The organism is Marinobacter sp. MA (assembly GCF_048298425.1).
Taxonomy (GTDB): Bacteria; Pseudomonadota; Gammaproteobacteria; order Pseudomonadales; family Oleiphilaceae; genus Marinobacter; species Marinobacter salsuginis.
The window spans coordinates 13832-40470 of sequence record NZ_CP103058.1 but is presented as its reverse complement, the minus strand read 5'-3'; the positions used below and the strand labels follow the sequence as shown (position 1 = coordinate 40470).

Here is a 26639-nt window from a genome sequence, read left to right as displayed (position 1 = left end):
GGGATCACATGCATCTGTCTGCAGAAACAAGGCTCAATGCCATTCTCGATGGCACTGGCGCGGGTACCTGGGAATACAATCTGGACACCGGCGAAATTATCTTCAACGAACGCTGGGCCAGTATGCTCGGCTATACCCTGGAAGAGCTTCAACCTCTATCCTTCGAGACGTGGGAGCGCCTCAGTCATCCCAGCGATGTCGAATCAGCGCACGAGGCTCTCAATGCTTACCTTAACCGGGAGGCCACCAAGTTCGAGTGCGTGGTTCGCATGCTTCACAAGGACGGTGACTGGCGTTACATCCACACCCGCGGAACCCTGTTCAACAATGACCAGACGGCAGAAAGCCGTTGGCTGATGGGTACGCATCTTGATGTCACGGAAGAGAAAGTTTCCCAGCACCAGCTGCAGCAGCTTGCCGAATCTCTCCCCGGGGTCATATATACCTTTACTCTCAATAAAGATGGCAGTTTTCACTTCCCCTATATGAGCCGCAAGGCCAAGGATTTCTATGGCGTAACGGCCGCGGAAACCCAGACCAACCCGGAACGGATGTTCGAAACCATTCACCCAGAGGATGTCGCAAAAGTTCACGAGACTATCGAACTCTCCCGCAAGACGCTAAGCGAATGGGTTTGTGAATACCGCATCATCAAAGATGGCCAGACCCAATGGTTGCGAGGGGTTTCCCAGCCGGAGCGAAATCCCGACGGTAGTACTACCTGGCATGGCGTTATTACCGACATCGACGACCAGAAGCGCCTGGAATTCCAGCTGGAAGCCCTCACAATTACCGATGAACTGACAGGCCTCTACAACCGGAGATATCTGCTCAGAAAGCTTGAAGAGCTGGTCGAACAGTCGACCCGTTACAACCATCCCTTCTCACTGCTTTCCCTGGACATTGATTTTTTCAAAAGCGTCAACGATTCCTGGGGCCATCTCACCGGCGATAAGGTATTGCGCACGGTGGCGAATCTGATCGAAACGCGGACTCGCAAAGCCGACATTGTTGCGCGCACCGGAGGCGAAGAGTTTATCGTTCTGATGCCTCACACCACCTTGGGTGATGCTCGCCAAGTTGCCGAGTCCCTGCGTATCGGTATGGAGACAGAGAGTTTTCTCAGTGAAGATGACACCCCCTTCAACGTTACCTTGAGTGCCGGGGTCGTTTGCTGGGACCAAAGCATCAACGGTGTGCGGGATCTGCTGTCCGCATGCGACCAGTTGCTTTACCAGGCAAAACGGGCAGGCAGAAATCAGGTCGTCGTCAGCGAAATCGGCGCTGAATAGAGCTGACAGCCAAAAAACAGCGTATTCTGGCGTTCGACAACAACCCGAATGGAGAAAAAGCATGATCGGATACGTCACCCTTGGCGTCAGTGATATGGAACGGGCAAAGGCATTCTATGCGGAACTGTTGAGCGACCAGGGAGCCAGGCTACTGCTGGATATGGGTCGTATTGCGTTTATCGGCAAAAGCATGAAAGCGCCCATGATCGCGGTTTGCGTTCCCTTTAATGAGGAGCCCAACCATCCCGGCAACGGCAACATGGTTGCCCTGCCTGCGGAGTCGAAAGAAGGTGTGGATGCCATGTACAAGAAAGCCATCGAGCTGGGTGCCACCTGCGACGGTGAGCCGGGGCAACGGATTCCCGACCAGTTCTACGGCGCCTACGTGAAGGACCCGGACGGTAACAAGCTGGCGTTTTTTGTATTCGGTTAACTACTCTGCTGCGTTGAACCACCAGCGTGGCAACAGCCGATGGGTGGCCGGCTTCAAAAACCGGTCGTCAATCAGCCAGATCACACCCCGGTCTTCCGGGGTGCGAATCACCCGACCGGCCGCCTGGGCCACTTTCTGCAAGCCCGGAATCAGATAGGTGTAGTCATAGCCAGCGCCGAATCGCTGTTCGAGTCGAGCCTTGAGGATTTCGTGCCAGGCATCGAACGGGGGCAAGCCCAGGGTCGCAATAAACGCCCCGATGAGCTGATCCCCGGGCAAATCGATGCCTTCGCTGAACACCCCACCCAGAACAGCGAACGCCACGCTGCCACCCGGCTCCCTGAAACCTGCCAGAAACTCAGCTCTCTGTTGCGGCGACATGCCCGGCGCCTGCGCCCGCTGGGGAATATCCGGCGCCTGCCGGGCCAGGGCCTCACTAACCTGCTGCGCGTACTTGAAGCTACTGAAAAACGCCAGGTAATGCCCGGGCCGCTCCGTGAACTGCCGGGCGATCAGCTCGGCGATGGGTTTGAGTGATGCCTCCCGATGAACCTGGCGCGTGCTGATTCCCGGCGTGAAGTGCACCTGCAACTGGTCTGCGCTGAACGGACTGGGTAGCGTGGTAAAACGCGAATCCTCAGGCAGCCCGAGCAAATCCCGGTAGTAAACACCGGGACTCAGGGTGGCGGAAAAAAGCAGAACCGAATGCGCCGCCTCGAACCGCTCCCGCAGGAAATCCGCCGGGATCAGGTTCTGGATGGTCAGGCTAGCCCGCCCCCGACCAGCGCGCTTAAATTCACACAGAGAGTGATCGCCGAACGTATCCGCAAGTTTCATGAAGGCGACGCTTTCGAACAACAATTCCTGCAGGTCCAGATCCGGAGGGTTGTCGGCCAGATAATCGGTCAGATTGGATACCATCGCCTGCAGGGCCCCCAGCAATTGCGGCGGCAGTGTTTCCAGAAACTCCGGGCTCTCTGTATCAGTCTGGTGGTCCCGGATCAGGCTCTGCCACGCCCGGGCGGTCCGGTCGATGGCGGATTTCAGCGGTTTTGGCGCGGTTTTTTTTATCCTCAGCAAGCGCTGCTGATCCAGCCGGACCGAATACATGCCCCGGCCCCGGTCCACGAGGTTATGAGCTTCATCTACCAGCACGCTGGCCTTCCAGTTGTTCTGGCGAATCAAACCATGGAGCAGGGCGGATTGATCGAACAGCCGGTTCACGTCACCGATCACCACATCGCTCCAGCGTGCCATTTCCTGGGACAGAAAATACGGGCAGATATCGTGACCGGCAGCAATCTTCGCGAGCGTGTGCTGATCCAGTATCCCTTCGGTCTGGACAGCTTCTGCCCGGGCATCGGGCAGCCGGTCGAAGAACCCTTTGGCCAGGGGGCAGGATTCACCATGGCAGGCTTTGTCCGGGTGCTCGCAGGCGTCGTCTTTGGAAACCAGTTCCAGCGTTCTGAGGGGCCAGGTCGGGCCGGCTTGAGCCGAACGCAGGCGAGCCACCGCATCCATGGCCAGCTGACGGGCAGTATTGCGACAGGTGAGATAGAACAACCGGTCCTGTCCGGCAGAGGGCATGGCCATCAGCGCCGGAAACAGGGTGCCGAGGGTCTTGCCCAGGCCGGTCGGAGCTTCCAGAAGCAGAGTGCCGGACTTTACCGCGTTCTTGTACACCGTCTCTGCCAGCTGGCGTTGCCTGGGACGAAATTCCGGAAAGGGAAACGCAAGGCCGGCGAGTAACGCATTGCGCTGTTCGCGGTGATGCTCTTCCTGTTCCGCCCAGGCCTTGTATTGACCGCAAAGGGTTTCCAGTTCCTGCCAGAGCTCATCGGCACTGGCGGTCTCCACCACCGGTGTTTCCTTGTCCCTGCCGGTGTCGTAATAGATCAGCGCCAGCTCCAGGGTTTTGACGTTTTCCTGTCGACACAAAAGCGCTCCGTAGGCTCGCAACTGGGCCCGGTGGAGCGCCCTTTGATGCTCGCGGATTCGGGACAGGTCACCCCGATGGGTCTTGATTTCTTCCAGCCGGCCGCGGTGCGGGTTGTAGGTATCGGCGCGCCCGGAAAGCAATAATCCCCGGCACTCACCAGTCAGTAAATACTCGCTTTTATAGCCATAGCCGCGACGGGACTGGATGGCCTGGTGGCCGGCGATGCCCTCTTCGGCACTGGGAGCCGGGGTGTAGCGGAAGTCCAGGTCGCCCCGGCGCGCGGCAAATTCGCACAGGGTTCGGACGGCTACCTTCAGCGTCATTCCATCACCCCATCGTCTTGCCAGCGCACATAGCACACACTGGCGGGGATACCCTCAACGGCAAAAAATTCGAGCCAACGTATCTGATGGTCCTGCAGCCGATCGCCCGGCCCTTTCACTTCAACCATTTCATAACGCTTTTCGGTATCGGCGGCGCCGGGAAAGAAACGAATCAGATCGGGGAAACCACTGCGGTGCTCACGGATATTCAGTAACAGGCGGCGGAAGAGGGTTTCCAGATCCTCTGCCGGAATGCAGTCCAAGGCCAGGCTGATGAGTTCCTCATTGATGACGGGCCAGATCACGAAGGGATTGGTGGTGCCCTGTTTCGCCCGGTAATTCGCCAGAATCCGCTCCCGGTAGCTGCCATCCGCCAGTCGAGCGAAGCACTGTTCGAAGGAGGCCTGACGGCGGCTGACGAAATCCTCCCGGGTCAGGTCCGCAGGGCCGACATGGAACGGATGGAAAAACGCCCCCGGCACCGGGGCAAAGATGGTTTGCCAGCAGAGCAGGCCAAACAGACCATTGATCAGGGTGTTTTCCACATAGAACGCAGGCGTCTCTTCCCGGTACAGGTGTTGCTGTACAGCGTATTCGACCGATCCCATTGCCGGCTTCGGCAGGGTAAGGGTGATGTCCCGGATGGCTGGTCGCGCCTGCGACACTGGTGGTGTCTTGCCAAGCCTGCTTGCGAGCCGTTTCAGGATCCGTGCCAGGCCCTGGGCTTCGGCGTCGCACAGATCATGGCTCTGCCACTCCGACGCAATGGCCCAGGCTTCCTGATGACGTTTCATTCGCTCGAGCAATCGAAGCTGCTTCAGTCGCGCTTCCCGATGGCCGCTGCTGGCGAAGGCATCTAACGCCAGTTCCCGATCTCCCTGGCGCTCCGCCTGCCGGCCCAATTCCAGCAACAACCGGTCCCGGCGGCTGGTCAACCAGGCATTTTCACAAGGGCCGGGCACGTCGAGCCAGACCTCTGCGGCAGGTACGCCTTCATCCAGCCTTTCCCGGCACCGATGCATGGCGAGGTAAAGATCAACCTCGGAACGATGCTGGAACGCCCTGGAATCCGGTGTAAACGGAACTGGTTCGTACTGCTGATGACCCAGTTCCACCAGCACGAAATCCGACCAGCTCTGGCGAAGATTGCCAAAGAACATCAGGCGAACCCGATCAAACAGCGCCATGGTTTTGAGCCGAACCACTGGCCTGGCGTGCTGACCCAGCCACTCAGCAACGGTAAGAGGGTCGGGAAATTGCGGAAGCAGTGCATCGCGCATCTGGCCTTTGGGCAAGTTGGCAGGCTTTCCGGCCGCCTCCAGCAAAGGCCTCGCAGCCGGCCGCAGCTCTCCCAGGGTAAACAGCCGGAAAAGCTCATCCAGGCTGAGCAGGGGGGCGGTATCCAGCCAGTCCGCACCATCAAGTTCTTCCAGGGCGCGGCTTTCCGGAACGCCCAGCTCCGGGTAATTGAGTTTGTCCGAGCGAAACAGATCGCCTGTGCGCATCACCATGCGGGTCAGCAGAGCCCGCGCCGGCCGGGAAAGGGAATGGAAGCTCGCAAGTCGATCCAGCTCGTCCCCGGTCAGCAAGTCGCCGTGGTGGCTCTGCACCCAGCCAAGGACGGTTTCCATATTTTCAAGGTAGTACAGCGGATTGTTGAGATCTGCGGTACCCGGTTGTCGGCCTGTCGGGTTCCGTACTGCCATAGTCGTGTGGGCGCCATGCCTCCGGTATCAATCGTCGAAAAATGGTCTCACATAATCGAAGATCTGTCCTCTGGTGGTCAGCCACAGCTCTTCTTGCTGGGTACATCGCTTAACAATCTCTTCAAACGCCCAGGCGCCCGCAGGCCTGCCGTAGCAATGGCCGTGCACAATCACATCGAGAATCAGCGTTTCGCGATTGCTCGCCAACAGCTTGTCGAGCGTCACTGAAAACATCTCCACGAACTGCTCGGGCGTTCGGCCGAAACGCATGGCGTGTGGCAGATCATTGAAATCGATAGTTACCGGAATCGCCATGATGCTGCTGTCGGCAAACCGCTGCAGGTAAGGTCGATCATCATCCAGTGCGTCACCGTGCCACTTGTAGCCATGCAGAGCCAAGCGGTGCTGGACATCCAGGTCAGAGGTAATACGGGGGCTGATCCAGCCGCCAGGCTTTTGACCTGTAGCTTGCGCAATCAGCGCGGTCGACTTTTTTATATTGTCCTCAATCTGCTGTTCATCCAGATACGGGAAAAGCATGTTCTGACCATAGCTGTGGCCGATGATCTCGTGTCCATAATCAAAGCGTTTTTTAAGTTCGCCCGAACAATGTTCCGCCACCAGTCCAGAAGTAAATACACTGGTGGCCAAGCCGTAATCTTCTGCAATATCAAACAACCTTTTGGCCCCAACATTGGCGTTATACCGACCATAACTGTCGGCGTTCGGGTCTACCATGTCTCCGGCGAGAACATTGCCCATAGGGTTCACGCTGGAACAGGCATCCGGCGTCCACATTTCAAAAGCGATGTTGAAGTTAATGGCCAATCGTTTGTTTTCAGGCCATAAAAAGTCGTTTTCCAGGCGTTCTATATCGCAAGACAGTTCCCGGCTCATCGCATTTTTCCTTTATTAATTAATAACGAATCAAATTAAATAAATAATCAGCTCACAATTAAATAATATGATTTATTCGGTTTTGCAAATTCAATTATATTCAGGTGGTTATGAATCAAATTCAGCAAGGTTCCTTTTTTAATTTCATTCACAAATAGCTGAATAATATTAAATTTGCGCTTTTGTTTTGCTTACCCTAAATTATTTTTACCGATAAAAATCGGAGCAAATAAACACAAATAAATTTGGCACAAAGTGCCTGACTGGAAAGTGCATACCATCAAGACAAAACACATTTCCAGTTTGATTTACATCGGAGAAAAACAATGAAACTCATGAACCGTAAACTGATCGCCGCAGCCGTGCTGGCCAGCGCCGCCACGTTGAGCCACGCCCAGACCACCATCAAACTCGGCTGGACCACGGCCGACAGTGAAGTTGACCCCTACGCCATTGCCGCCCGCTACTTTGCGGAAGAGCTCGAGGCGGCCGCTCCGGGCGAATTCAACGTCCAGTTCTACCCCAACCACCAACTCGGCAACGATACCGCGATGCTGCAGGCCATGCAGTTCGGAACCATGGACGCAGGTGTGATTACAGGCACACAGGTAGGCACCCTGGACTCGGCTTTCCAGCTCAACGATCTGCCATTCCTCTACGCCAATAACCAGCAGGCACACAAAGTGCTGGATGGCGAGGTAGGCCAGACGCTGCTATCAAAGCTGGACGCCAAAGGCATCGTCGGGCTTGGTTTCCCGGAAGCCGGCTTCCGGCACACCATAAACAATGAGCGCCCGATCCGGACGCCCGAAGACTTCACCGGGGTAAAACTGCGGGTTCAGCCCAGTGACCTTTTCATTGCAAGCTTCCGTGCCATCGGTGCAAACCCGGTGCCCATGGCCTGGAGCGATGTATTCACCGCGGTGCAGCAGGGCACGGTCGACGGACTGGAAATTCCGCTTCCTGTCATTTACGCCAACAAGTATCCGGAGGTCACGGATTACCTGTCACTGACCAGCCATACCTACAACGCCCTGGCGCTGCTGATGTCCAAACAGACCTTCAACAAACTTTCCCCGGAAACCCAGGCACTGGTTCGGGAAGCCGCCAAAAAGGCCATTGATCGCCAGCGCGAGACCGTTGCCTCCAACAATGGTGAGGTACTTGAACAGATCAAGGCAGCCGGCATGTCGGTGAATGAAGTGGATGACATCAACGCTTTCCGGGACAAGGTGTCCAACGTGTATGACGATTATCGCGAAAAGATTGGCTCGGAAATCGTCGATACCGCCTTGCAGCAGGTAAGCGAGTAATCCTGTCCCGGAAGGCGGTCGGGCTGACCCGGGGCAATCGATAGGGAACCGTGCAGATGTATCAGTCACTGGACAAATTGGGACAGGGTTTGGCTTTCGGGTCCCAGGCGGTCGGGGCGCTGGCCGCGCTGGTTATGATTGTCAGCCTGCTGCTGGGTGTCTTTTACCGTTACGTTCTGGGTGATGCGCTGGTGTGGAGCGACGAAGTCGCCTCCCTGGCCTTCACCTGGACTGTCTTCCTGTTTGCCAGTGCACTGGTTCGTGACCGAGGCCATGTCCGGGTTACGTTACTGGTGAACGCTCTGCCACCCATCCTGGGTGAACTGGTGGAGCGGGGCATCATGGTGCTGACCATTGGCCTCGGGCTGGTGATGCTATGGACAGGCTGGAACTTTGCAGAGTTCACAGCGGGCCAGGTATCACCCGCCATCCGTTATCCAATCTGGGTTAAAAATGCAGCCGTGCCCGTGGCGGGCGCCCTGATCTGTATTCACGCGCTGATTCTTCTTGTCCGGCCCCGGCCGATCCATACGTCTTCGGAGCATTGATATGGGTGAAATTGGCCTGGTCATGGTTGTTGGCCTGATTGGTCTCCTGGCGCTGGGGGTTCCCATTGCGTTCACCATTGGTCTGCTGGCGGCGGTGGGCATCTGGATGGCCGATGTCAATCCGATGATTCTGCCCCAGCAGTTCATTGCCGGCAGTAATGTCACCAGCCTGCTTGCCATTCCCGGCTTTATCCTCGCCGGGGAAGTCATGAGCGCCGGGGGGCTATCCCGTCGACTGGTACGCGTGGCCGAAACCTTTTTTGGCCACCTGACTGGCGGCCTCTCCATGTCAACCGTGGCCGCCGGAACCTTCTTCGGCGCCATTTCCGGCTCCGCGCCGGCCACCACGGCGGCCGTGGGTTCGATCATGATTGATGAGCTGGAAACCCGGGGCTACCAGCGTGGCTACGCAGCGGCACTTGCCACTGCCGTCGGCCCTCTCGGGCAAATGATTCCGCCCTCCATACCCATGGTTATCTGGGGCGTCCTGGCGGAAGAATCCATCGCCAAGCTGTTTCTGGCAGGCATTGTTCCCGGTTTGATCGCGGCCACAGGGTTCTGCGTGGTGAGCATCCTGTATGCCCGTTTTCACGGGGTGGCCAAACAGAAACGTGCCACCGGCAAGGAGTTCCTCTTTGCCCTCAAGGACGGCGTCTGGGCGCTGCTAGCGCCTGTTGTCATCCTGGGAGGGATCTACAGCGGTATGTTTACTCCTACCGAAGCGGCCATGGTGGGTGTGCTTTACAGCGCCATTGTCGGCCTGTTCCTGTACCGCGACCTGGCCTGGAAAAAAGTGCCATCCATTCTGATGAATTCGATGAGAACCACCGGTGTGATCATGTTTATTGTTGCCGTCGCCTACGGATTCGCCTGGGTGATGGCCAGTGAGCAGATTCCCGCGCAGCTCACCCGCGCACTCCTGGAGCTTACGGATAATCCTATCCTGCTGCTGCTGATCATCAATGTGATGCTTTTGCTGCTGGGCGCGGTAATGGACAACATATCCGCGATGGTTATCCTCAGTGGCGTGCTGATCGGCCTGGGCCAGCAGATCGGGCTGGATCCAATACAGCTGGGCGCCATGGTGGTGATCAATTTCGCCGTCGGCATGGTAACGCCACCGGTGGGCTATTCCATTTTCGTTGCCTCCAGCATCAGCGGGTTACGCGTGGAGACTGTCGCCCGCCATATCTGGCCATTCATGCTGGTTCTGCTTGGCGTGGTGGCACTGGTGGCCTATGTTCCGGCGATCACCCTCTGGCTGCCCGCAACCTTTGGCTGAGCCGCAGCCATTTTGACAAGTTTCCAGGATACCTTCGCGTAAGCGCTCCTCCCTCTCCGGTGTCCGCTAACAGGACACCGGCCTCCCCCTGTTGGCTAACGTCCCCGAATCTGGCGCAAATATAAAGGGTCTGCAAGACTTGTCAGGTGCCTTTGGCAACCATCGGCCGGCCCGCAGCGCATCAGCGCGTCCCGGGAAGATTGCGATAACAATAATGAAGGTTAGCTGCGAGAGTTAATAAATATGGTGAATTTGCGCGATTTTGACCTGAATTTACTGGTAATTTTCACCAACATCATGGAACAACGCTCAATCTCAAAAGTGGCCAATGAGCTGGGGCTATCTCCCTCAGCCGTCAGCCATGCACTTGCGCGACTGCGTCTGATGCTCAACGACCAGCTGTTTTACCGCACCGCCAAGGGGCTGGAACCCACCGACAGGGCCAGAGAACTCATCGTTCAGGTGGAGGACGGTCTGTCCTGCCTGTCCAGCGCCATCAGTGCGCAGCAGCAGTTTGTGCCGCGCGAATCCAAGCGGGTGTTCAGCATGCAGGTTGCCAACTATGTTTCGGGCTTTTTCCTGCCAAGCTTTTCCCGGCGGATTCGCGAAGAAGCACCCAATATCACCATTGATATTCTGCCGTTTTCCATTTCCACGGAAAGTTCCGAATGGGACCGGGTCGATGCACAGATCCGTTTGACTCCGGGCCGTTTGAAACCCAAGGCCGTGCGTAGTAAACGCCTGATGGCCGATGACGTTGTGGTGCTGATGCGACCTGACCATCCCAGCGCCTCGGAACCGATGACCGCGGAACTCTATGCCAGATTGCCCCATGTAAAACTCTCTCAGGCGTCCACGGGTACAACGGTGATTGACGACGCCCTGGCCGGGCGCGGCTTCGAGAGACATTCAGCGTTGATAGTGTCCAGCTGGGACGCCATCCCCGATATCCTGCTGAAAACAGACTTGATTGCCATAGCTCCCCGCCGCCTTCTGGCCCTGGATCCTCGCCTCAAGCATCTGAAATCCTCTCCGCTGCCACTGGAAGAGGTCGTGTTCTCCTTCGACCTGTGCTGGGATCAGAATTCAGAGAAAGAATCCGGCCACAAATGGCTCTGCGAGACGATTATTGACGTATTCAATTCGGAGATTAAGCAAATTGAATCCTGATTGGAGATGTCATGACCGCACCCATTCTGATCACCGGCGCCGGCCAACGAATTGGCCTGGCCTTCGCCAGGGCCTGCCTGGACCGAGACCAGCCCATCATCGTTACCTACCGCACCTATCGACCGGCGATTGATGCACTACAGAAAGCCGGTGCTGAATGTATCCACGCGGACTTTGCCACGAACGAAGGTATCGAAGCGTTCATTCAAACCCTGAAATCCCGGACCGACAGCCTGCGTGCGATTATTCACAACGCTTCGGACTGGCTGCCAGAAAGCGAGGATTCAGATCCGGCGGATGTGATGAGCGCGATGATGCAGATTCATGTAACCACGCCCTACCTGATCAACCTCGCCTGCCGGTCGATGCTGGAGCAGGGTGAGTCGACAACCGACATCGTCCATATGACGGATTATGTGGTGGAGAAGGGCAGCGCGAAGCATATCGCCTACGCCGCCAGCAAGGCCGCACTGACCAACCTCACCTTGTCTTTTTCACGGTTACTGGCGCCCAGTGTGAAGGTGAACGCCGTAGCGCCGTCCCTGATCATGTTCAACCAGGGCGACAGCGAGGCTTACCGGGAGAAAACCCTGAAGAAGTCGCTTATGGGCATAGAGCCCGGGGCCGAGGTCGCTGTCGCCACCCTGCAGTTTCTACTGGACAACCCCTACATCACCGGTCGGACGCTACCATTAGATGGCGGACGGCACCTGGTCTGAGACCATTAAATGCCCAGTTCAGCCGGCTGGAGTCTCACGCCGGCCACCTTCCAGGCACCTTCAGTGAGCACCATCCGGTAATAGGCATCCCAACGCTTGCCCTCCGGCCCCTGCAACCGAACCACCTGGATTTCAAAGGCGCCGTGGGGCACGCGCTGGGTAAATTCGATGGCAGTGGCGTTGTGCACGGCCGGGTAGGCTTCACGAACCATGTCGACAAACACCTGTGACGAGCCGAATCGACGCTTGATGCCCTCGGAGGCGTGAGCCCAGGCCTGTTCCTGATCGTTGTTGGCGAAGGCTTCGATCTGGCGAAGGATGGTGTCTCGAATTTCCGCGTCCTTGTCACTGGCGACGGTCTGTGATGACCCGAAGATGGCCAAGCCCATGAAAGCCAGCAGGACGGGAATCAGCCACTTTCCGAAACGGATATTTTGGTGACCCATGATGGCACCTCGCTATTATTCATCTTTTAAACAATACGCCCAGATCAGGACTCCGGATTCGCCCACCTGTCAGGGCGTTGAACTCACCGACTCCCGCGCTCCGGCCAGATGATCTTCATGAGTGCCCGACGCTTTGGATCCGGGAAGGCGATAGCCGGTCTGCAGCCTCTCCGGGTACACGTACAGGTCTTTGATTTCCTGCTCAATCGTCACTTCCACCTGATCCGGTGGAAACAGCATCCGCATGGCCAACAGGTCATAGCAGTCATTCAACTGCTCGTCCACGGCGGTTTTGACCAAATCAATCCTGCTCATAATTGCTCGTTTTATGACCTGTAACGAAAAGCTTTCCGTATTGTTCCTTACGACAACGAACCTGCGGGAGACTTCCGATGCATATGGACACTGGCGAATTGAAGAAGCACAAGCACGACACCATTTCCTTGCTGGAGATCGTCTCCATGGAGGGGCGCTATTACATGGCGAGGTTCTACCTGGATGGTCAGGGCTACGTACTCACCGACGCCTACGACAAGCCGGTCATGTTTACCGGGGCCTGTGCCGTACGAGAGTACTTCCATGAATATGAAGTTGAGCACACCGATGTGATTCCGCCAACCGGAACCGATGAAATGATCGGCATGCCCGACAGCGGCTCGGAAACCATGCGGGTGCCCCTGTAGGGCCCCGCTTGACGGTCGCTCAGCTTCCAGCGAATGACAGGGAATCCACCAGATCGGCGCCGTTGAAGACCGCGCCGTGAAAATCACTGTCGGGAACCTGATTCAGCGTAAACACCAGCGCACTGGCCGCCTGCTCGGCGGTCAGGCATTCCCCCGCCTCCAGGCGCCCCGCCAGCCACTCTGCGTGCGGCAGGTTCAGGTCACCGGCCTTCTTGATGTGGCTGCGGATGCCCGGCGTATCCACGAGACCCGGTTGAAACAGACTTACAACCGGCCCATCCGGCATGGTGTCGAATTCCACAGACATCTGGCGCACCAGCCGACGCAACGCCATTTTGCTGATTCCGTAGCTGCCGGTTCCGGGTTGTGCGTGCTTGTCCATTCCAGCACCGATCATCACAATCCTCGACGCCGGGTCTCCGCCTTTTAAAAGCGGAAGCAGGGATTGGGTGAGTAACAGGGGCGCAGATACGTTAACGGCCAGGGCTTCCTGAAAATCAATCAGACCAAGGCTGGCGAAATCGGCTGCGGGTTCACCCACACCGGCACAGTAGACAAACGCTGAAAGGTGGTCGACCGCATCACCGACCTGGTGGGCCAGGTTACGAGTACTCTCTGGATCCGCCAGGTCAACTTCAAGGGTCATCAGTTCACAGTCAGGCGCTTCGGAGCGGACTGTTTCTGCCACGTCCTCCAGCTTTCGCACAGTACGGCCAGCGAGAATCAGGTTATGGCCGCGGGGGGCAAGCTCGAGAGCCAGAGCCCGCCCGATGCCCGAACCGGCGCCGGTGATCAGTGTCCACATAATGCCTCTCTCCTTCGCAGATGGTTCACGACACCGTCTGTCGCAGCGGGCCGCGATAATTTGCGTTGATCAAACGTTTCAGACTGTCCGCATCTGTGGTCACATACGGTAACCTGTGGCAACAGGATTGAACTGCATACCAGACAAGGAAATTCATGGCTGCTCTGTCCACCGATAAGCCCGCTACCATCGACCCCGGGTTTCACGCGATCCACGCCAACCATCTGGAAGACCTTCGCCGGGCGGTGGTCTACATCTGTCGGAACAACCCCATGCCGCCACTGGAGAGCGAGACCTTCCTGGTGCAGAGCAACGGCATTGCCCAGTGGCTGAAGCTCGCGCTGGCGGAGAAACGCACGGACGATGGCATGGACGGCGGTCTGGGTATTGCCGCCGGCATGGATTTCCTGTTTCCGGCCCGGTTTATCTGGCAGGCCTACCGGGCGGTCCTACCGGACGGCGAGGTGCCGGAACAGTCACCCTTCGACAAGCGTCGCCTGGTGTGGCGGCTGTACCGGTTACTACCCAGCCTCGTCGGTCAGGACGAAGCCTTCACACCTCTGGCCCGGTTTCTGGAGGGCAACGATCCGGACCTGCGCAATTTCCAGCTAGCGGAAAAAGTGGCGGATCTGTTTGACCAATACCAGGTGTTCCGGGCCGACTGGCTGGCCGCCTGGGAGCAGGGCAAGAATGTGATTATCACAGCCCGGGCGGAGGAAAAGCCGCTGGATGCAGAAACCCGCTGGCAGCCTTTGCTCTGGCGCCGGCTCGTAGAGGATGTGGGCGCGGAAGCCCACACCAGCCGATCGCAGATCCACACCCGGTTTATGGAGCAGGGCCAGCGTATCCCGGCACCGGCAAATCCGTCGCGCCTGCCGAACCGGATCGTCGTATTCGGCGTTTCCTCGCTGCCGCGGCAGGCACTGGAGGCGCTATATGTACTGAGCCGGTTCAGCCAGGTGGTGCTCTGTGTTCACAACCCCTGCCAGTTTTACTGGGCCGATATCATCAGCGATCGGGAGCTGCTCACGGCCGAACGCAAGCGGGGCAGAACCCACCCCACGCTGTCCGACGTTGAAGATCCAGACCAGCTACACCAGCACGCCAACCCGTTGCTGGCCGCCTGGGGCAAGCAGGGCCGTGACTACATCCGCCTGCTGGACGAGTTCGACAACCCGGAGGAATACCGGGGCAGGTTCGAGACGCCGGACCAGAAAATCGATATCTTCTCGGACCACGGCAACCAAGACGCACCGCGCCTCCTGCACCAGCTGCAGAACGATATCCACAACCTGACGCCCCTCCGGGAAATCCGCCAGCAGCATCGACAACTGGATTTGCGGCAAGATCACTCCCTGGCGTTCCACCAGGCCCACAGCCCCCAGCGTGAAGTGGAGATTCTGCACGACCAACTCCTGGCGGCTTTCAACGCCGACCCAACGCTGCGGCCCCGGGATGTTATCGTGATGGTGCCCGATATCAACGTGTACGCGCCTCATATACAGGCGGTGTTCGGCCGTTACCAGCCTGGGCGCAAGCGCCACATTCCCTTTACCATTTCTGATCAGGGCCAGCGCCACCACGAACCGGTGTTGATTGCCCTGGAAACCCTGATGTCACTGCCCCGCAGCCGCTTTGCGGTGAGTGAAATCATCAGCCTGCTGGAGGTGCCCGGCATAAGGGACCGCTTCGGGATCGGCGAAGACGAGATTCCCCTGGCCCGTCGCTGGGTGGAGGGCGCCAATATCCGCTGGGGGCTCCATGGGCTGCACCGGGAAAGCCTGGATCTGCCCGCCGAACTGGAGCGCAACACCTGGCAATCCGGGCTGCGCTCGATGCTGCTGGGGTATGGGATGGGCGACGATGAGCCCTGGGGTGGCGTGGAACCCTTCGGCGAGATCGGCGGCCTGCAGGCCAGCCTGGCGGGCCGCCTGAACGACTTTGTGCATCAGCTGGAAACCCTCTGGCTGGCGCTGCAGACCCGCCGCACGCCCGAAGACTGGGAACACCTGTTTTCAGACATGCTCGGGCAGTTTTTCCACAAGGTGGAAGGCAGCGACCTGTTGCTGCTGAACCGGTTCCGCCGCCAGCTGGAGCAGTGGCTGGAAGACGCCCTGGCCGCTGGCCTTGGGGAACAGACCCTGCCCCTGAATATCGTCAAGGATGTGCTGCTGGAAGGCCTGGATGAGGGCGGCCTCAACCAGCGCTTCCTCGCCGGCAAAGTGAATTTCGCCACCCTGATGCCGATGCGCGCCATTCCCTTCCGGAATGTGTGCCTGTTGGGCATGAACGACGGTGATTATCCCCGTTCCCGACCACCGGTGGATTTTGATCTGATGGCCCAGGATTACCGCCCTGGGGATCGCTCCCGCCGGGAGGACGACCGCTATCTGTTCCTGGAAGCTTTGTTATCCGCCCGGGAGCAGCTTTACATCAGCTGGGTGGGCCGGAGTATCAAAGACGATTCAGAACGGCCACCGTCGGTGCTGGTGGGCCAGCTGCAGGATCATCTCGACAGCTTGTGGTCCGTGGCAGGGCTACCGGACGCAAAAGTCACAGAAGTGCTCACCACCCAGCATCCGCTGCAACCCTTCAGCCGGGCCTATTTCCCGAAAGCCAATGGCCTGACAGAGGGCGAAGACAGTGAGCCGCGGCCTCTGGCGGAGGTTCTGCAAGCCCGCCATCTATTCACTTACGAGCGGGAGTGGCGCAGTGCCCATGGTGGTGAAGCTGCGGAACACACCGAGTCTGCACTACCGTACCAGACGCCCGAAGAACCCATCAGCCTGAGCGATCTGGCGGCTTTCCTGAAAAAGCCCATCGACACCTTCTATCAACGTCGACTGCAGGTGCACTTCGAGGATGTTGAGGACGACGACACCGACAACGAGAATTTCGACCTGGACGGCCTCGACCGCTGGCGTCTGGACAATGAGTTGATTCAGGATGGACTGCTGAAAGCCGGCAATGAAGAAGAACTGGAAGACCGGTTGCAAACAATCCTGGACCGGATGGCCCGCCGCGGGGACCTGGGCATGGGCGTGACCGAGCACCGCCTGCGTTCCGAGTTGGCCGGGCGCTTGCCGGACCTGTTCGACCGTTACCAGAGTGCACTGGCAGACTGGCCGGAGGCGGTCGCCGAGCCTCTGCCTTTTGACTACCAGTTTGAGAATGCCCTGGGTTCGGTCGCCGTTGCCGATCTGATCGACCGTCTTCGCTCCAATGCCGCGGGCGATCTGTGCCGTCTGGTGGTGGCCAGCTCCAGCCTGCTGACCGGCTCCGGTTCCAGCAGGAAAGTGCGCTATGCCAACCTGATGCGGGACTGGCTGATTCACCTGGCCGGGCAAATGCGAGGGCAGCCGTTCGACACCCTGATCCTGGGTAAGGAGGAGGGCCGCCGCTTTCACTTTGCGGCGTTAACGCCGGAACAGGCCAGACCGCTGTTCGAAACTGTGCTCACCCGGTGGATGGAGGCCACCACACGTGCCTTGCCCATTCACTGCGAGGCCGGCTTTGCCTGGATCACCAGTTACTACGGCGGTAAAAAGTACGTCGGTGACCACGAGCGGGCTATCAACGAGGCCGAGCAAGCCTATACCACCGCTCTTGAGCGGGACGTTGGTTACCTGATGGGCACATTTGAAACGCCGGAACGGCTGATGGCCAGCGGCGAATTCGAAGCCCTGTTGCATCAGCTCTACGTGCCGGTTTGGGAAGCCGAGCAGGGCAAATCAGCGGCGGACCAGATCGGGAGTGTGGAATGACGGAACAGAAAAACAACCGGAACCCGAATCTGGATCCCCTGGCCCTCGCCCTGAACGGCAGCGCCCTGATCGAGGCCAGTGCCGGCACCGGCAAAACCTTCACCATAGCCATTCTTTACGTGCGCCTGGTGCTTGGCCACGGCCAGTCCCCGGACAGCCCGCTGCAGAATCTGCTGCCGCCCAACCTGCTGGTGGTGACCTTCACCGAGGCCGCCACCAAGGAACTGCGAGACCGTATCCGCACCCGGCTGACCCAGGCCGCGGAGGTGTTTTCGGAGGCGGCCGACGAGTCTGATCCGCCTGCAGAAACGGCACTGATCTACCAGCTAAGGAATGAGAGTTATCCGGATCCGGCCAGTTGGCCGGAATGCCGCAAAAAGCTGCTGCTGGCCGCAGAGTGGATGGACGAGGCGGCGGTATCTACTATCCACAGTTTTTGTAACCGCATGCTCAGCGAGCACGCGTTCGACAGCGGCAGCCTGTTCAAGCTGACCCTGGAAACCGACCAGAGCGAGCTGCTGGACGAGGTCGCCCGGGATTACTGGCGCACCTTTGTCTATCCTCTGCCCCCGATGCTGATGGACGAGGCACTGAGTCACTGGAAAACACCCGGGGATCTGCGCCAGGGTGTTCGCAACCTGATTGACGATCCCCAGAGCCTGGGCACACCGCCCGACAGCGTTCACCAGGCCATCGATCAGGTGGTCAGGCGGCGCCTGGAACAGTCACAGGCCCTCAAGGCTCATCCCTGGGGCCAGTGGCGCGAGGAAGTGACCCAGCTGCTGAACGATCTGAACAAGGCCAAACGACTCCATGGCGGGAGTAAGAACGCCATGATCAAGGTCTGGGACTTTTTGTTTGCCTGGGCAGAATCAGACGACCTGTTGCCCGAAAAGATCGATAGTGCCGCAGGCTTCAAGAATCAGACGCCCGACGGTCTCGACAAGATTCTGAAAGGCGATGAATCTGCCCCCCATCATCCTGCCTTCGACGCCATCGAAGCGCTGCTGGATTTCAGCCAGAACCAGCCCAGCGCCAAATCCGACATTCTGCGCCACGCCAGCCACTGGATAGCGGAACGGCTGGAATCGGAAAAGCAGAAACGCTCGGAAATGGGCTTTGACGATCTGCTTACCCGGCTGGACGAAGCCCTGCACGGCCCCCGTGGCGATCAGTTGGCAGCCACTATCCGGCGCCAGTTTCCGGTGGCCCTGATCGACGAATTCCAGGACACCGACCCGGTGCAGTACCGCATTTTCGACCGCATCTACAATGTGGCGGGCGGCGACCCCGACACCTGCCTGCTGATGATCGGCGATCCCAAGCAGGCTATCTACGGGTTCCGGGGTGCCGATATCTACACCTACCTGCAGGCAAGGCAGGGCGTGAAAGAACGCACCTACACACTGGGTAAAAACTTCCGCTCCGCCAAAACCATGGTGGCGGCGGTCAACCGGGTCTACGAACACAGCGACCAGCACAGCCGGGACGGCGCTTTCCTTTTTGGCAAGGGCGATACCTCCCCGCTGCCGTTCCAGGGCGTGGACGCCAACGGCACCAAACGGGTCTGGGCGATCAACGGGGAGGTGCAGCCCAGCCTGGTGTTCTGGACCCACGAATCCGGCGAAGAGGACAAGGACGGCAACCCGAAAGGTATGGCCAAGGGCACCGCCACGGCCGATGTGTCAGAGACCTGCGCCAGCGAGATCGCCCGTTTGCTGACCCTGGGCCAGGCCGGACAGGCAGGTTTCACCTTGCCTGAGAATCCGGAAGATCAGGACCCGGTTGCCCCGAAAGACATCGCCATCCTGGTCAACAATCGCAACGAGGCCAGCGCGGTGCGGGACGCCCTGGGTCGCCGGCGCATCAAGAGCGTCTACCTGTCAGACCGGGATTCTGTACTGACGTCCCGGGAATCGAAGGAAATGCTGTGCTGGCTGCGGGCCTTTGCCGAGCCCCGGCAACTGGCCTACATACGCGCCGCGCTGGCCACGCCCACCCTGGGTCAGTCCTGGGATGCCCTGAATCAGCTGCTCACCGACGAGCTGGTGCTGGAGCGGGAAATCGAGCGCTTTATTGGCTATCAGCAGCAGTGGCAGAAGCAGGGTGTGCTGCCGATGCTGCGCAGTTTCCTGATGGATTTCGAGGTGCCGGGCCGGTTATTGCAACGCCCGGACGGCGAACGGCGGCTGACGGATATTCTGCACATTGCCGAGTTGTTGCAGCAGGACAGCCTGCAACTGGACGGCGAACATGCCCTGGTGCATCACTACACGCAGATACTGCGGGCGGCCGACGAAGAAGACGAGCACCGCACCCTGCGGCTGGAAAGTGATGCCGGCCTGGTGAAGGTTATCACCGTGCACAAGTCCAAGGGTCTGGAATACCCCCTGGTGTTCCTGCCCTTCGGCACGGCGTTTCGTGCCCAGAGTGAAAAACAGGCCTTCGTTCGCTATCACGATGACGGGGGCAGGCTGATCACGGTGTTCGATCCAGAACCTGAGGATGTGGCCCGGGCCGACCGTGAACGCCTGGGCGAGGATATCCGAAAACTCTACGTGGCCCTCACCCGGGCCCGCTTTGCCACCTGGGTGGGCACGGCGGCCCTGGACAACTGGCAGCAAAGCGGTCTGGGCTACCTGATTGCCGGCGGGGGCCAGAGCCGCATCAGCGACTGCCTGGAGGAACTGGCGCAGGGCAGAGGAGAGATCGGGATTACTCCGTTACCGGATCCGGACGAAACACAGTATCAAGAGCAGGCCCCGGAAGCCCTCGGCCCGGCATTGGTCTCCAAACGGGAGGCTAGAGAGGACTGGTGGATCGCCAGTTACTCCTCAATCGAATACACCGGTATGACCGGCACCGGCATCGCCTTTACCGGTGAGGTGGAAGACGCCGAGACCCAGAACCTGCTGGAAGAGAGCAGTCAAAAAGGCAGCGAGGAAGAGAGCAACGAAACGGCTCAGCTGGCCGTTCACCGCAACCAACACCATTTCCCAAAAGGCGCTGGCCCCGGAACCTTCCTGCACGAACTGCTGGAGTGGTGCACGCAGCAGGGGTTTCAGCGCGTTGTGGACAACCCGTCCCTGCTTCACGAGCAACTGACCCGTCCCTGCGGCACCCGTGGCTGGAGTGACTGGGTGGAACCGCTGCAGCGCTGGTTGCTCGCATTGATCAGCAAACCCTTGAGCCTCGACCGGGCCGGCACAGAAACCGTCTGCCTGGCGGACCTGGCCACCCTGCGCCCGGAGCTGGAGTTCTGGTTTGAAAGCCGCAACGTCAGCGTGCGGAAGCTCGACCAGCTGGTGACCGCACACACCCTGAACAGTGCGGACCGTCCCCGGGTCGAGGAGGCCCGCTTCAACGGCATGCTCAAGGGCTTCATCGATCTGGTGTTCGAACACGAGGGGCGGTATTACGTGCTGGACTACAAATCCAATACCCTGGGTGAGGACGACAGCGCCTACACCGATCAGGCCATGGGCAACGCCATTCTGGATAAACGCTACGACCTGCAATACGTGCTTTACCTGCTGGCCCTGCACCGGCTGCTGAAAGCCCGTTTGCCGGATTACGACTACGACCGACACATTGGCGGCGCGGTGTATCTGTTCATGAGGGGCGTCGGTTCCGCCAGCGGGGGTGCCTTCACCGACAAACCACCCAGAACTCTGATTGAACAACTGGATGCCCTGTTCGACGGCGAATCCTTCCGGGAGGTGGCCGCATGAGCCGTTCCCGCTCCCACACCGGAAACTCCGACCACCAGATTGATCTGTTTGCCGAGGACACCGCCCCGCAATTGCCGACCATGGCGGAAGGCGGGGCTAACACCATCGATATCAACGATCTGCTCACCAGCCCGGATAACACCGAGGCCCTGCTGCTCCACTGGCAGCAAGCAGAGTGGATCCGCCCGCTGGATGTAGGATTTGCCCGGCTGATCCGGGAGCTGTCGGAAGAGCAGGGCGAGCGCCCACACCCGCTGGTTTTGCTGCTTGCGGCGCTGGTCTCCCATCAGGTAGGGCGCGGCCATGTGTGCATTGATCTTGGCAATCTCCTGGCCGATGCTGTCCAGACCCTGTCACTACCGCCCGAAGAGTCGAGTTACCAGCCACCCGAGGATACCGACACCAGCGAAACGCACCAGCCGGAACCGGCGGAGCTGCTCGCACTCGTGACGCTGTCGGAATGTCTGGCATTGCTGGGAGCATCCTGCGCCGTAAGTGATGGCTCACACACCACTCCCCTGGTGTTGAACGATACCCGGCTCTATCTGCGGCGATTCTGGCGCTACGAGCAATGCATTGCCGAGGGAATTCGGCAACGGCTGACTCTGCCGTCGTCCCTGGCGGATCCGGAATCCGGGCCTGCCCGTACCCTGTCCCGCGCCCTCGACCAGCTGTTCCAGTCGTCAGAAGCGGTGGACTACCAGAAACTGGCCTGCGCCCTGGCAGCCCGAAACCGTTTCGCGGTCATCACCGGCGGACCCGGCACCGGAAAGACCACCACGGTGGTTAACCTGCTTGCGGCTTTGCAGGCGGTTGCCGGTGAATCCCCGGACAGGGCGGGCCGGAAATACCGGATCCGGCTGGCGGCCCCGACCGGCAAGGCTGCCGCCCGACTGAACGAATCCATCGGCGGTGCAGTCAGCCGCTTGCCGCTGGCCGACTTACCCGGCAAAGTGGAGCTGGCGGATATTCCCACCAGGGTCACCACCCTGCACCGGTTGTTGGGCAGCCGGCCCGATACCCGCAGATTCCGCCACAACCGTGATAACCCGTTGCTGGTAGATATTCTGGTGATCGACGAAGCCTCCATGGTGGACGTCGACCTGATGGCATCGGTGTTCGATGCCCTGCCCGCCAACGCCCAGCTCATCCTGCTGGGCGACAAGGACCAGCTGGCCTCGGTAGATGCCGGCGCAGTACTCGGTGAGCTGTGCCAGCGGGCCTTCCAGGCTCACTACACACCGCAAACAGCGCAGTGGCTGGCCACCATGACCGGTAGCCGGCTACCTGAGTCACTGGTGGACGAATCGGGCCATCCCCTGGATCAGGCCGTGGCGATGCTGCGCAAGAGCTACCGGTTCCGGGAAGACAGCGGTATCCGTGCCTTTGCCGAAGCCGTGAATACCAATGCGCTGGATCGCGCCATGGTGCGCCGGATCCGGGAGGCGGCGTTCGACGATGTCATCCTGCTCAGCAGCCCATCCGGAAAACCGGATCCGGAAGACACCCTGGAGCTGGTGTGCAGGCACGCCATCACCGGCTCGCCGGAGGCCTTCCGCAACGCCGGACAGGGTCGACAGGTGAACGATCAGCCGTTGCCGCCACCGGTCGGCTACCGTCATTATCTGGAGCAGCTACAGAATCATGACCTGGATGAAAACAGCTCCCGGGGCGACTGGGATGCGATGGCAATGCAGCTGCTTGAAGCTTTCAGTGACTTCCAGGTGCTCTGTGCCCTGCGCAAGGGGCCCTGGGGCGTGGAAGGGCTGAACGACCGGATCGCCAGGCAGTTGCTGGCTGAAAAGCTGATTCCGCGCGCCGAGGGCTGGTACCCCGGCAGGCCGGTGCTGATTACCGGCAACGATTACAACCTGGGCCTGATGAACGGCGATATCGGCATTACCGTCAGCGTGCCCTGGGACCGGACGGCAACCGGGGAGCCCCGATACACGCTGAGGGTGGCTTTCCCCAGCAGCGACACACCCGGCGGTATTCGGTGGATCTCGCCCAGTCGGCTGCAGCAGCTGGAAACCGTGTACGCCATGACGGTGCACAAATCCCAGGGTTCGGAGTTCAACCACACCTGCCTGGTGCTACCAGACCGGCTCAGCCCTGTGTTGACAAAGGAACTTGTCTACACCGGCATCACCCGGGCCCGGAACTGGTTCAGTTTGATAGCGTCTCACTCACAGGTTCTGGAGGATGCCGTGGCACAGCAGGTTACCCGTGCTTCTGGCCTGGCCATCGCGGTCAGGGAATCTACTGATTAAGGAATATCGCCTTGCGCGACATGTTTCGATATGATCGTCTGGTTTTCCGTGACAAGTAGTGCAGCGTATGGCCTTCGATTCCTCGTACCTTCAGCAAGACGAAGCGTCCCGTCTTAAAACCATTCTCGAAGGCACCGGTGCCGGCACCTGGGAGTGGAACGTTCAGACAGGCGAGACCATCTTTAACGGACGCTGGGCCGAAATCATCGGTTACTCGCTGGAAGAGCTGCAACCCACCTCCATCGAAACCTGGATGGCCTTCGCTCACCCTGATGATCTGGCAGTTTCCGATCAGCGGCTGAACGCCCATTTCCGCGGCGACACCGAATACTATGAGTGCGAAGCCCGAATGCGGCATCGTGACGGCCACTGGGTCTGGGTCCGCGACTATGGGCGCCTGGTCAGCCGCACGCCGGAAGGGGAGCCGGAGTGGATTTCAGGAACCCACATAGAGATCTCCAGCAGCAAACATTACGAGCAGAAGCTTGAGCTGATCAAAGCCGAGCAACAGCAAACGATCGAGCACTTTGAAAAAATGTCGTCGTTGCTGCCAGGTGTGATTTTCCAGTTCGAGGTAAGGCCAGACGGAACCATGAGCTTTCCATACGCCAGTGCCGGAATCGAGCGGGTATACGGCGTGACACCCGAGCAGGCGAAAGCGGATGGTTCCATCGTTTTCAACGCCATCCATCCCGAGGATCGAAAGTACGTAAACCAGACGATCAACCTATCCCGGGAAAGCGGCGAAAACTGGATTTGCGAATACCGTGTGGTCAACGAAGGGGTTACCAACTGGGTTCTGGGCCGTTCGAAACCCGAGTTCAAACCCGACGGTACCGTGCTCTGGCACGGCGCCATCCTGGATATCACTTCCCAGAAAGCCCTTGAGGAACAACTGAGACAGAGTTCAACCACCGATGATCTGACCGGAACAGCCAACCGCCGCCGCTTTACCGAAGTCCTCGGATGGGAATTTCAGCGCTTGAAAAGAAACGGCGCGGGCTACGCCGTGGTATTGATCGATTTCGACTGGTTCAAGAAGGTCAATGACCGCTACGGACATCATGTCGGCGATCTGGTCCTCAAAGAAACCGCCAACCGCATCAAGAATGAACTGCGTTCCGGCGACACCCTGGGGCGCATCGGGGGTGAGGAATTTGCCGTTCTCATGCCCCAAAGCGATGAAGCGAGCGCCCGGCAGCTGGCTGAACGCCTTCGCCAGTCTGTCGAAGAGCTGGAATTCGTCGGCTTTACGGAACTCCGCGGAACCATCACCTGCGGCGTGGCCATCTCCGATAAAGCCGACGAGAAACCCAGCCAGATCCTCGTGCGGGCCGACCAGGCGATGTACCGGGGCAAGGCGCAAGGACGCAATCAGGTGGTCGTATTTGATCAGACCCTGTCGGATCCCGGCTAAATCCCTGCTTCCCCGCGATCATGCTGGTGTTGTTGGAGCCACAGGCGGGCGTAATGGCCGCTTTGTGCCAGAAGTTCCTGATGATGTCCGCTTTCCACGATTTTCCCACCATCCATCACCAGAATGCTGTCCGCGTCCATAACCGTGGACAGCCTGTGAGCGATCACCAGGGTTGTTCTTCTCTGGCTGACTTCCTTGAGTGCCCCGAGAATCGCTTGCTCCGACAGTGAATCCAGGGAGGACGTGGCCTCATCCAGAATCAACAACGGCGGGTTCTTCAGAATCACCCTGGCAATGGCCACCCGCTGTTTTTCACCCCCGGAGAGCTTCAGGCCACGCTCGCCCACCTTGGTTTCATAGCCCTCCGGCAGGCTGTGGATAAAGTCTTCCAGGTGAGCCATGCGGGCCGCCCGATAGACCTCCTCCTCGGTGGCTTCCGGCCGGCCATAGGCCAAGTTCCGGTACAGGGTATCGTTGAACAGCACCGTATCCTGGGGCACCACACCAATCGCCGACCGCAGGCTGTCCTGAGTTACCGTCCGGATATCCTGGCCATCGATACGGATAGCGCCCTGATCAACTTCATAAAAGCGGAACAGCAGGCGGGCGAGGGTGGACTTGCCGGCGCCACTGGCCCCCACCACCGCCACCGTGTGTCCCGCCGGGATGGAAAAGCTCACATCCCGCAGGATCGGCCGGTCCGGGCGGTAGGCAAAGTGGATATGATCGAACTGCACTTCGCCTTTATCCACAGCCAGTTTCGTTGCGTCCGGGGCATCCTCAATGGCCGGCTTATCCCCCAGCAGCTTGAACAGACGCTCGACGTTCACCAGGGCCTGTCGGATTTCCCGGTAGACAAAACCCAGGGCATTCAGGGGTATGAACAGCTGCAGCAGATAGGCGTTGATCATGGTGAAATCCCCGAGGGTGATCTCGCCGCTGGCCACCTCCCGCACCGCCATAGCCATGATGACGATCATGGCCAGACCAATAATCAGCGCCTGGCCAGAGTTCAGGGCGGCCAATGACAGCCGGTTCTTCAATCGGGCCTGTTCCCAGTCGTCCAGGTCCCGGTCATAAACTTCGGCCTCATAGCGCTCGTTGTTGAAATATTTCACCGTCTCGTAGTTCAGCAGGCTGTCTATGGCCCGCGAGTTGGACTGGTTATCCCGGGCATTGGCTTCGCGCACGAATTTGGTCCGCCATTCGGTGATCTTGATGGAGAAAACCACATACACCACGACAGCCACCAGGATCGCCAGCACATAGCTGACGTTAAACACGACGAACAGGATGCCGGCCACCAGCAGGATCTCCAGTAGAGTGGGCACGATGTTGAACAGGGTAAAACGGAGCAGGAAGCTGATGCCGTTGGTGCCCCGCTCGATATCACGGGCCAGGCCGCCGGTCTTCCGGTCGAGGTGAAAGGCCAGTTCCCGCTGGTGCAGGTGTTCGAACACCCGCAGGGACACCCGGCGCATGGCCCGTTCAGCCACCCGGGCAAACACCGCATCCCGGAGCTCGTTGAACAGGGTTGCACCAAAGCGCAGTGAACCGTAGGCGACCACCAGGATCACCGGAATCCACAGGAGCATATCGGCGCCCCGGTTCTGGTCCAGGTAGTCGACGATGTATTTCAGGGCGATGGGTGTGGCAACGGTGGCCAGTTTGGCCAGCACCAGCAGAGCCAGGGACAGGACCACCCGGCCACGGAACTCGGCGAGGTAGGGCCAGAGGCCTGAAATGATTTTCCAGTCCGGTTTATGATCTGCCGGGTAGTCGTTGTCGGCGTAGGCGCGCACAGGATTTCCTTTTTTACTTCAGAGTAGTCGAGCGCCCGAGGCGGGATGGCCTGACAGGACACGCTGTAAATACGTCCATGTACGCTCGGCGAAAGCCAT

19 protein-coding genes are annotated in these 26639 nt (G+C 59.1%); 12 read left to right on the top strand and 7 right to left on the bottom strand.

The features are described from left to right. Positions 1-8 precede the first annotated feature (8 nt). Positions 9-1292 (top strand): diguanylate cyclase, encoded by a 1284-nt coding sequence (locus NUW46_RS00140; protein ID WP_418141062.1) that lies wholly within the window; start codon positions 9-11, stop codon positions 1290-1292. Positions 1293-1353: 61 nt separating this feature from the next. Beyond that, a complete protein-coding gene (locus NUW46_RS00135; protein ID WP_418141061.1) occupies positions 1354-1725 on the top strand; it encodes a VOC family protein in 372 nt (123 codons plus the stop codon). Here the strand turns inward: NUW46_RS00135 and NUW46_RS00130 are convergent, their stop codons facing one another. The 3 genes from NUW46_RS00130 to NUW46_RS00120 are packed head-to-tail and all read right to left on the bottom strand — an operon-like array spanning position 1726 to position 6590. Beyond that, entirely contained in the window at positions 1726-3987 is a 2262-nt protein-coding gene (locus NUW46_RS00130) for a helicase C-terminal domain-containing protein (protein WP_418141060.1), read from the bottom strand. It lies immediately after the preceding gene. After that, complete coding sequence (locus NUW46_RS00125; protein ID WP_418141059.1) at positions 3984-5693, bottom strand: VRR-NUC domain-containing protein; 1710 nt, start codon at positions 5691-5693, stop codon at positions 3984-3986. The genes NUW46_RS00130 and NUW46_RS00125 overlap by 4 nt, the downstream gene beginning before the upstream one ends. Positions 5694-5720: 27 nt before the next feature. Continuing rightward, positions 5721-6590 carry a polysaccharide deacetylase family protein gene (locus NUW46_RS00120; RefSeq protein WP_153637116.1) on the bottom strand — a complete coding sequence of 290 codons (870 nt, stop codon included), beginning with the start codon at positions 6588-6590 and terminating at the stop codon, positions 5721-5723. A 326-nt stretch (positions 6591-6916) separates the two neighbouring features. Here NUW46_RS00120 and NUW46_RS00115 point away from each other — a divergent pair, with 326 nt between their 5' ends. The 5 genes from NUW46_RS00115 (at position 6917) to folM (ending at position 11622) form a co-directional block, all read left to right on the top strand. Further along, a complete protein-coding gene (locus tag NUW46_RS00115) occupies positions 6917-7903 on the top strand; it encodes a TRAP transporter substrate-binding protein (RefSeq protein WP_222465752.1) in 987 nt (328 codons plus the stop codon). 56 nt (positions 7904-7959) lie between these two features. Then, on the top strand, positions 7960-8451 hold the full coding sequence (locus tag NUW46_RS00110; RefSeq protein WP_136630803.1) for a TRAP transporter small permease: 492 nt from the start codon (positions 7960-7962) through the stop codon (positions 8449-8451). 1 nt (position 8452) lies between these two features. Beyond that, positions 8453-9733: a TRAP transporter large permease gene (locus tag NUW46_RS00105; protein WP_418141058.1), complete on the top strand. Its 1281-nt coding sequence runs from the start codon at positions 8453-8455 to the stop codon at positions 9731-9733. A 243-nt stretch (positions 9734-9976) separates the two neighbouring features. Then, positions 9977-10903, top strand: a complete 927-nt coding sequence (locus NUW46_RS00100; RefSeq protein ID WP_222465750.1) for a LysR family transcriptional regulator — start codon at positions 9977-9979, stop codon at positions 10901-10903. An 11-nt stretch (positions 10904-10914) separates the two neighbouring features. Next, complete coding sequence (folM, locus tag NUW46_RS00095; protein ID WP_069182424.1) at positions 10915-11622, top strand: dihydromonapterin reductase; 708 nt, start codon at positions 10915-10917, stop codon at positions 11620-11622. Between the two features lie 5 nt (positions 11623-11627). On the opposite strand, the gene NUW46_RS00090 is transcribed toward folM, so the two are convergent. Next, positions 11628-12068 (bottom strand): DUF4864 domain-containing protein, encoded by a 441-nt coding sequence (locus NUW46_RS00090; protein ID WP_069182423.1) that lies wholly within the window; start codon positions 12066-12068, stop codon positions 11628-11630. 69 nt (positions 12069-12137) lie between these two features. Then, positions 12138-12383: a hypothetical protein gene (locus NUW46_RS00085; RefSeq protein WP_222466186.1), complete on the bottom strand. Its 246-nt coding sequence runs from the start codon at positions 12381-12383 to the stop codon at positions 12138-12140. A 77-nt stretch (positions 12384-12460) separates the two neighbouring features. Between NUW46_RS00085 and NUW46_RS00080 the strand changes: the two genes are divergently transcribed. Further along, positions 12461-12751, top strand: coding sequence for a DUF6482 family protein (locus NUW46_RS00080; RefSeq protein WP_069182422.1), 291 nt, complete (start codon positions 12461-12463; stop codon positions 12749-12751). Between the two features lie 19 nt (positions 12752-12770). Here the strand turns inward: NUW46_RS00080 and NUW46_RS00075 are convergent, their stop codons facing one another. Beyond that, positions 12771-13556 carry an SDR family NAD(P)-dependent oxidoreductase gene (locus NUW46_RS00075; RefSeq protein WP_418141057.1) on the bottom strand — a complete coding sequence of 262 codons (786 nt, stop codon included), beginning with the start codon at positions 13554-13556 and terminating at the stop codon, positions 12771-12773. A gap of 155 nt (positions 13557-13711) precedes the next feature. On the opposite strand from NUW46_RS00075, the gene recC reads away from it, so the two are divergent. From recC to NUW46_RS00055, 4 genes are all read left to right on the top strand, one after another. After that, positions 13712-17320, top strand: coding sequence for an exodeoxyribonuclease V subunit gamma (gene recC, locus NUW46_RS00070; RefSeq protein ID WP_418141056.1), 3609 nt, complete (start codon positions 13712-13714; stop codon positions 17318-17320). Further along, on the top strand, positions 17317-21051 hold the full coding sequence (gene recB / locus NUW46_RS00065) for an exodeoxyribonuclease V subunit beta (RefSeq protein ID WP_418141055.1): 3735 nt from the start codon (positions 17317-17319) through the stop codon (positions 21049-21051). Before recC ends, recB begins: the two co-directional genes overlap by 4 nt. Continuing rightward, positions 21048-23321, top strand: a complete 2274-nt coding sequence (gene recD, locus NUW46_RS00060) for an exodeoxyribonuclease V subunit alpha (protein WP_418141054.1) — start codon at positions 21048-21050, stop codon at positions 23319-23321. Before recB ends, recD begins: the two co-directional genes overlap by 4 nt. Positions 23322-23388: 67 nt before the next feature. Further along, positions 23389-24738 (top strand): diguanylate cyclase, encoded by a 1350-nt coding sequence (locus tag NUW46_RS00055; protein WP_222465744.1) that lies wholly within the window; start codon positions 23389-23391, stop codon positions 24736-24738. On the opposite strand, the gene NUW46_RS00050 is transcribed toward NUW46_RS00055, so the two are convergent. Beyond that, entirely contained in the window at positions 24735-26540 is a 1806-nt protein-coding gene (locus NUW46_RS00050) for an ABCB family ABC transporter ATP-binding protein/permease (protein WP_418141053.1), read from the bottom strand. The genes NUW46_RS00055 and NUW46_RS00050 overlap by 4 nt on opposite strands. Positions 26541-26639: the final 99 nt, after the last annotated feature.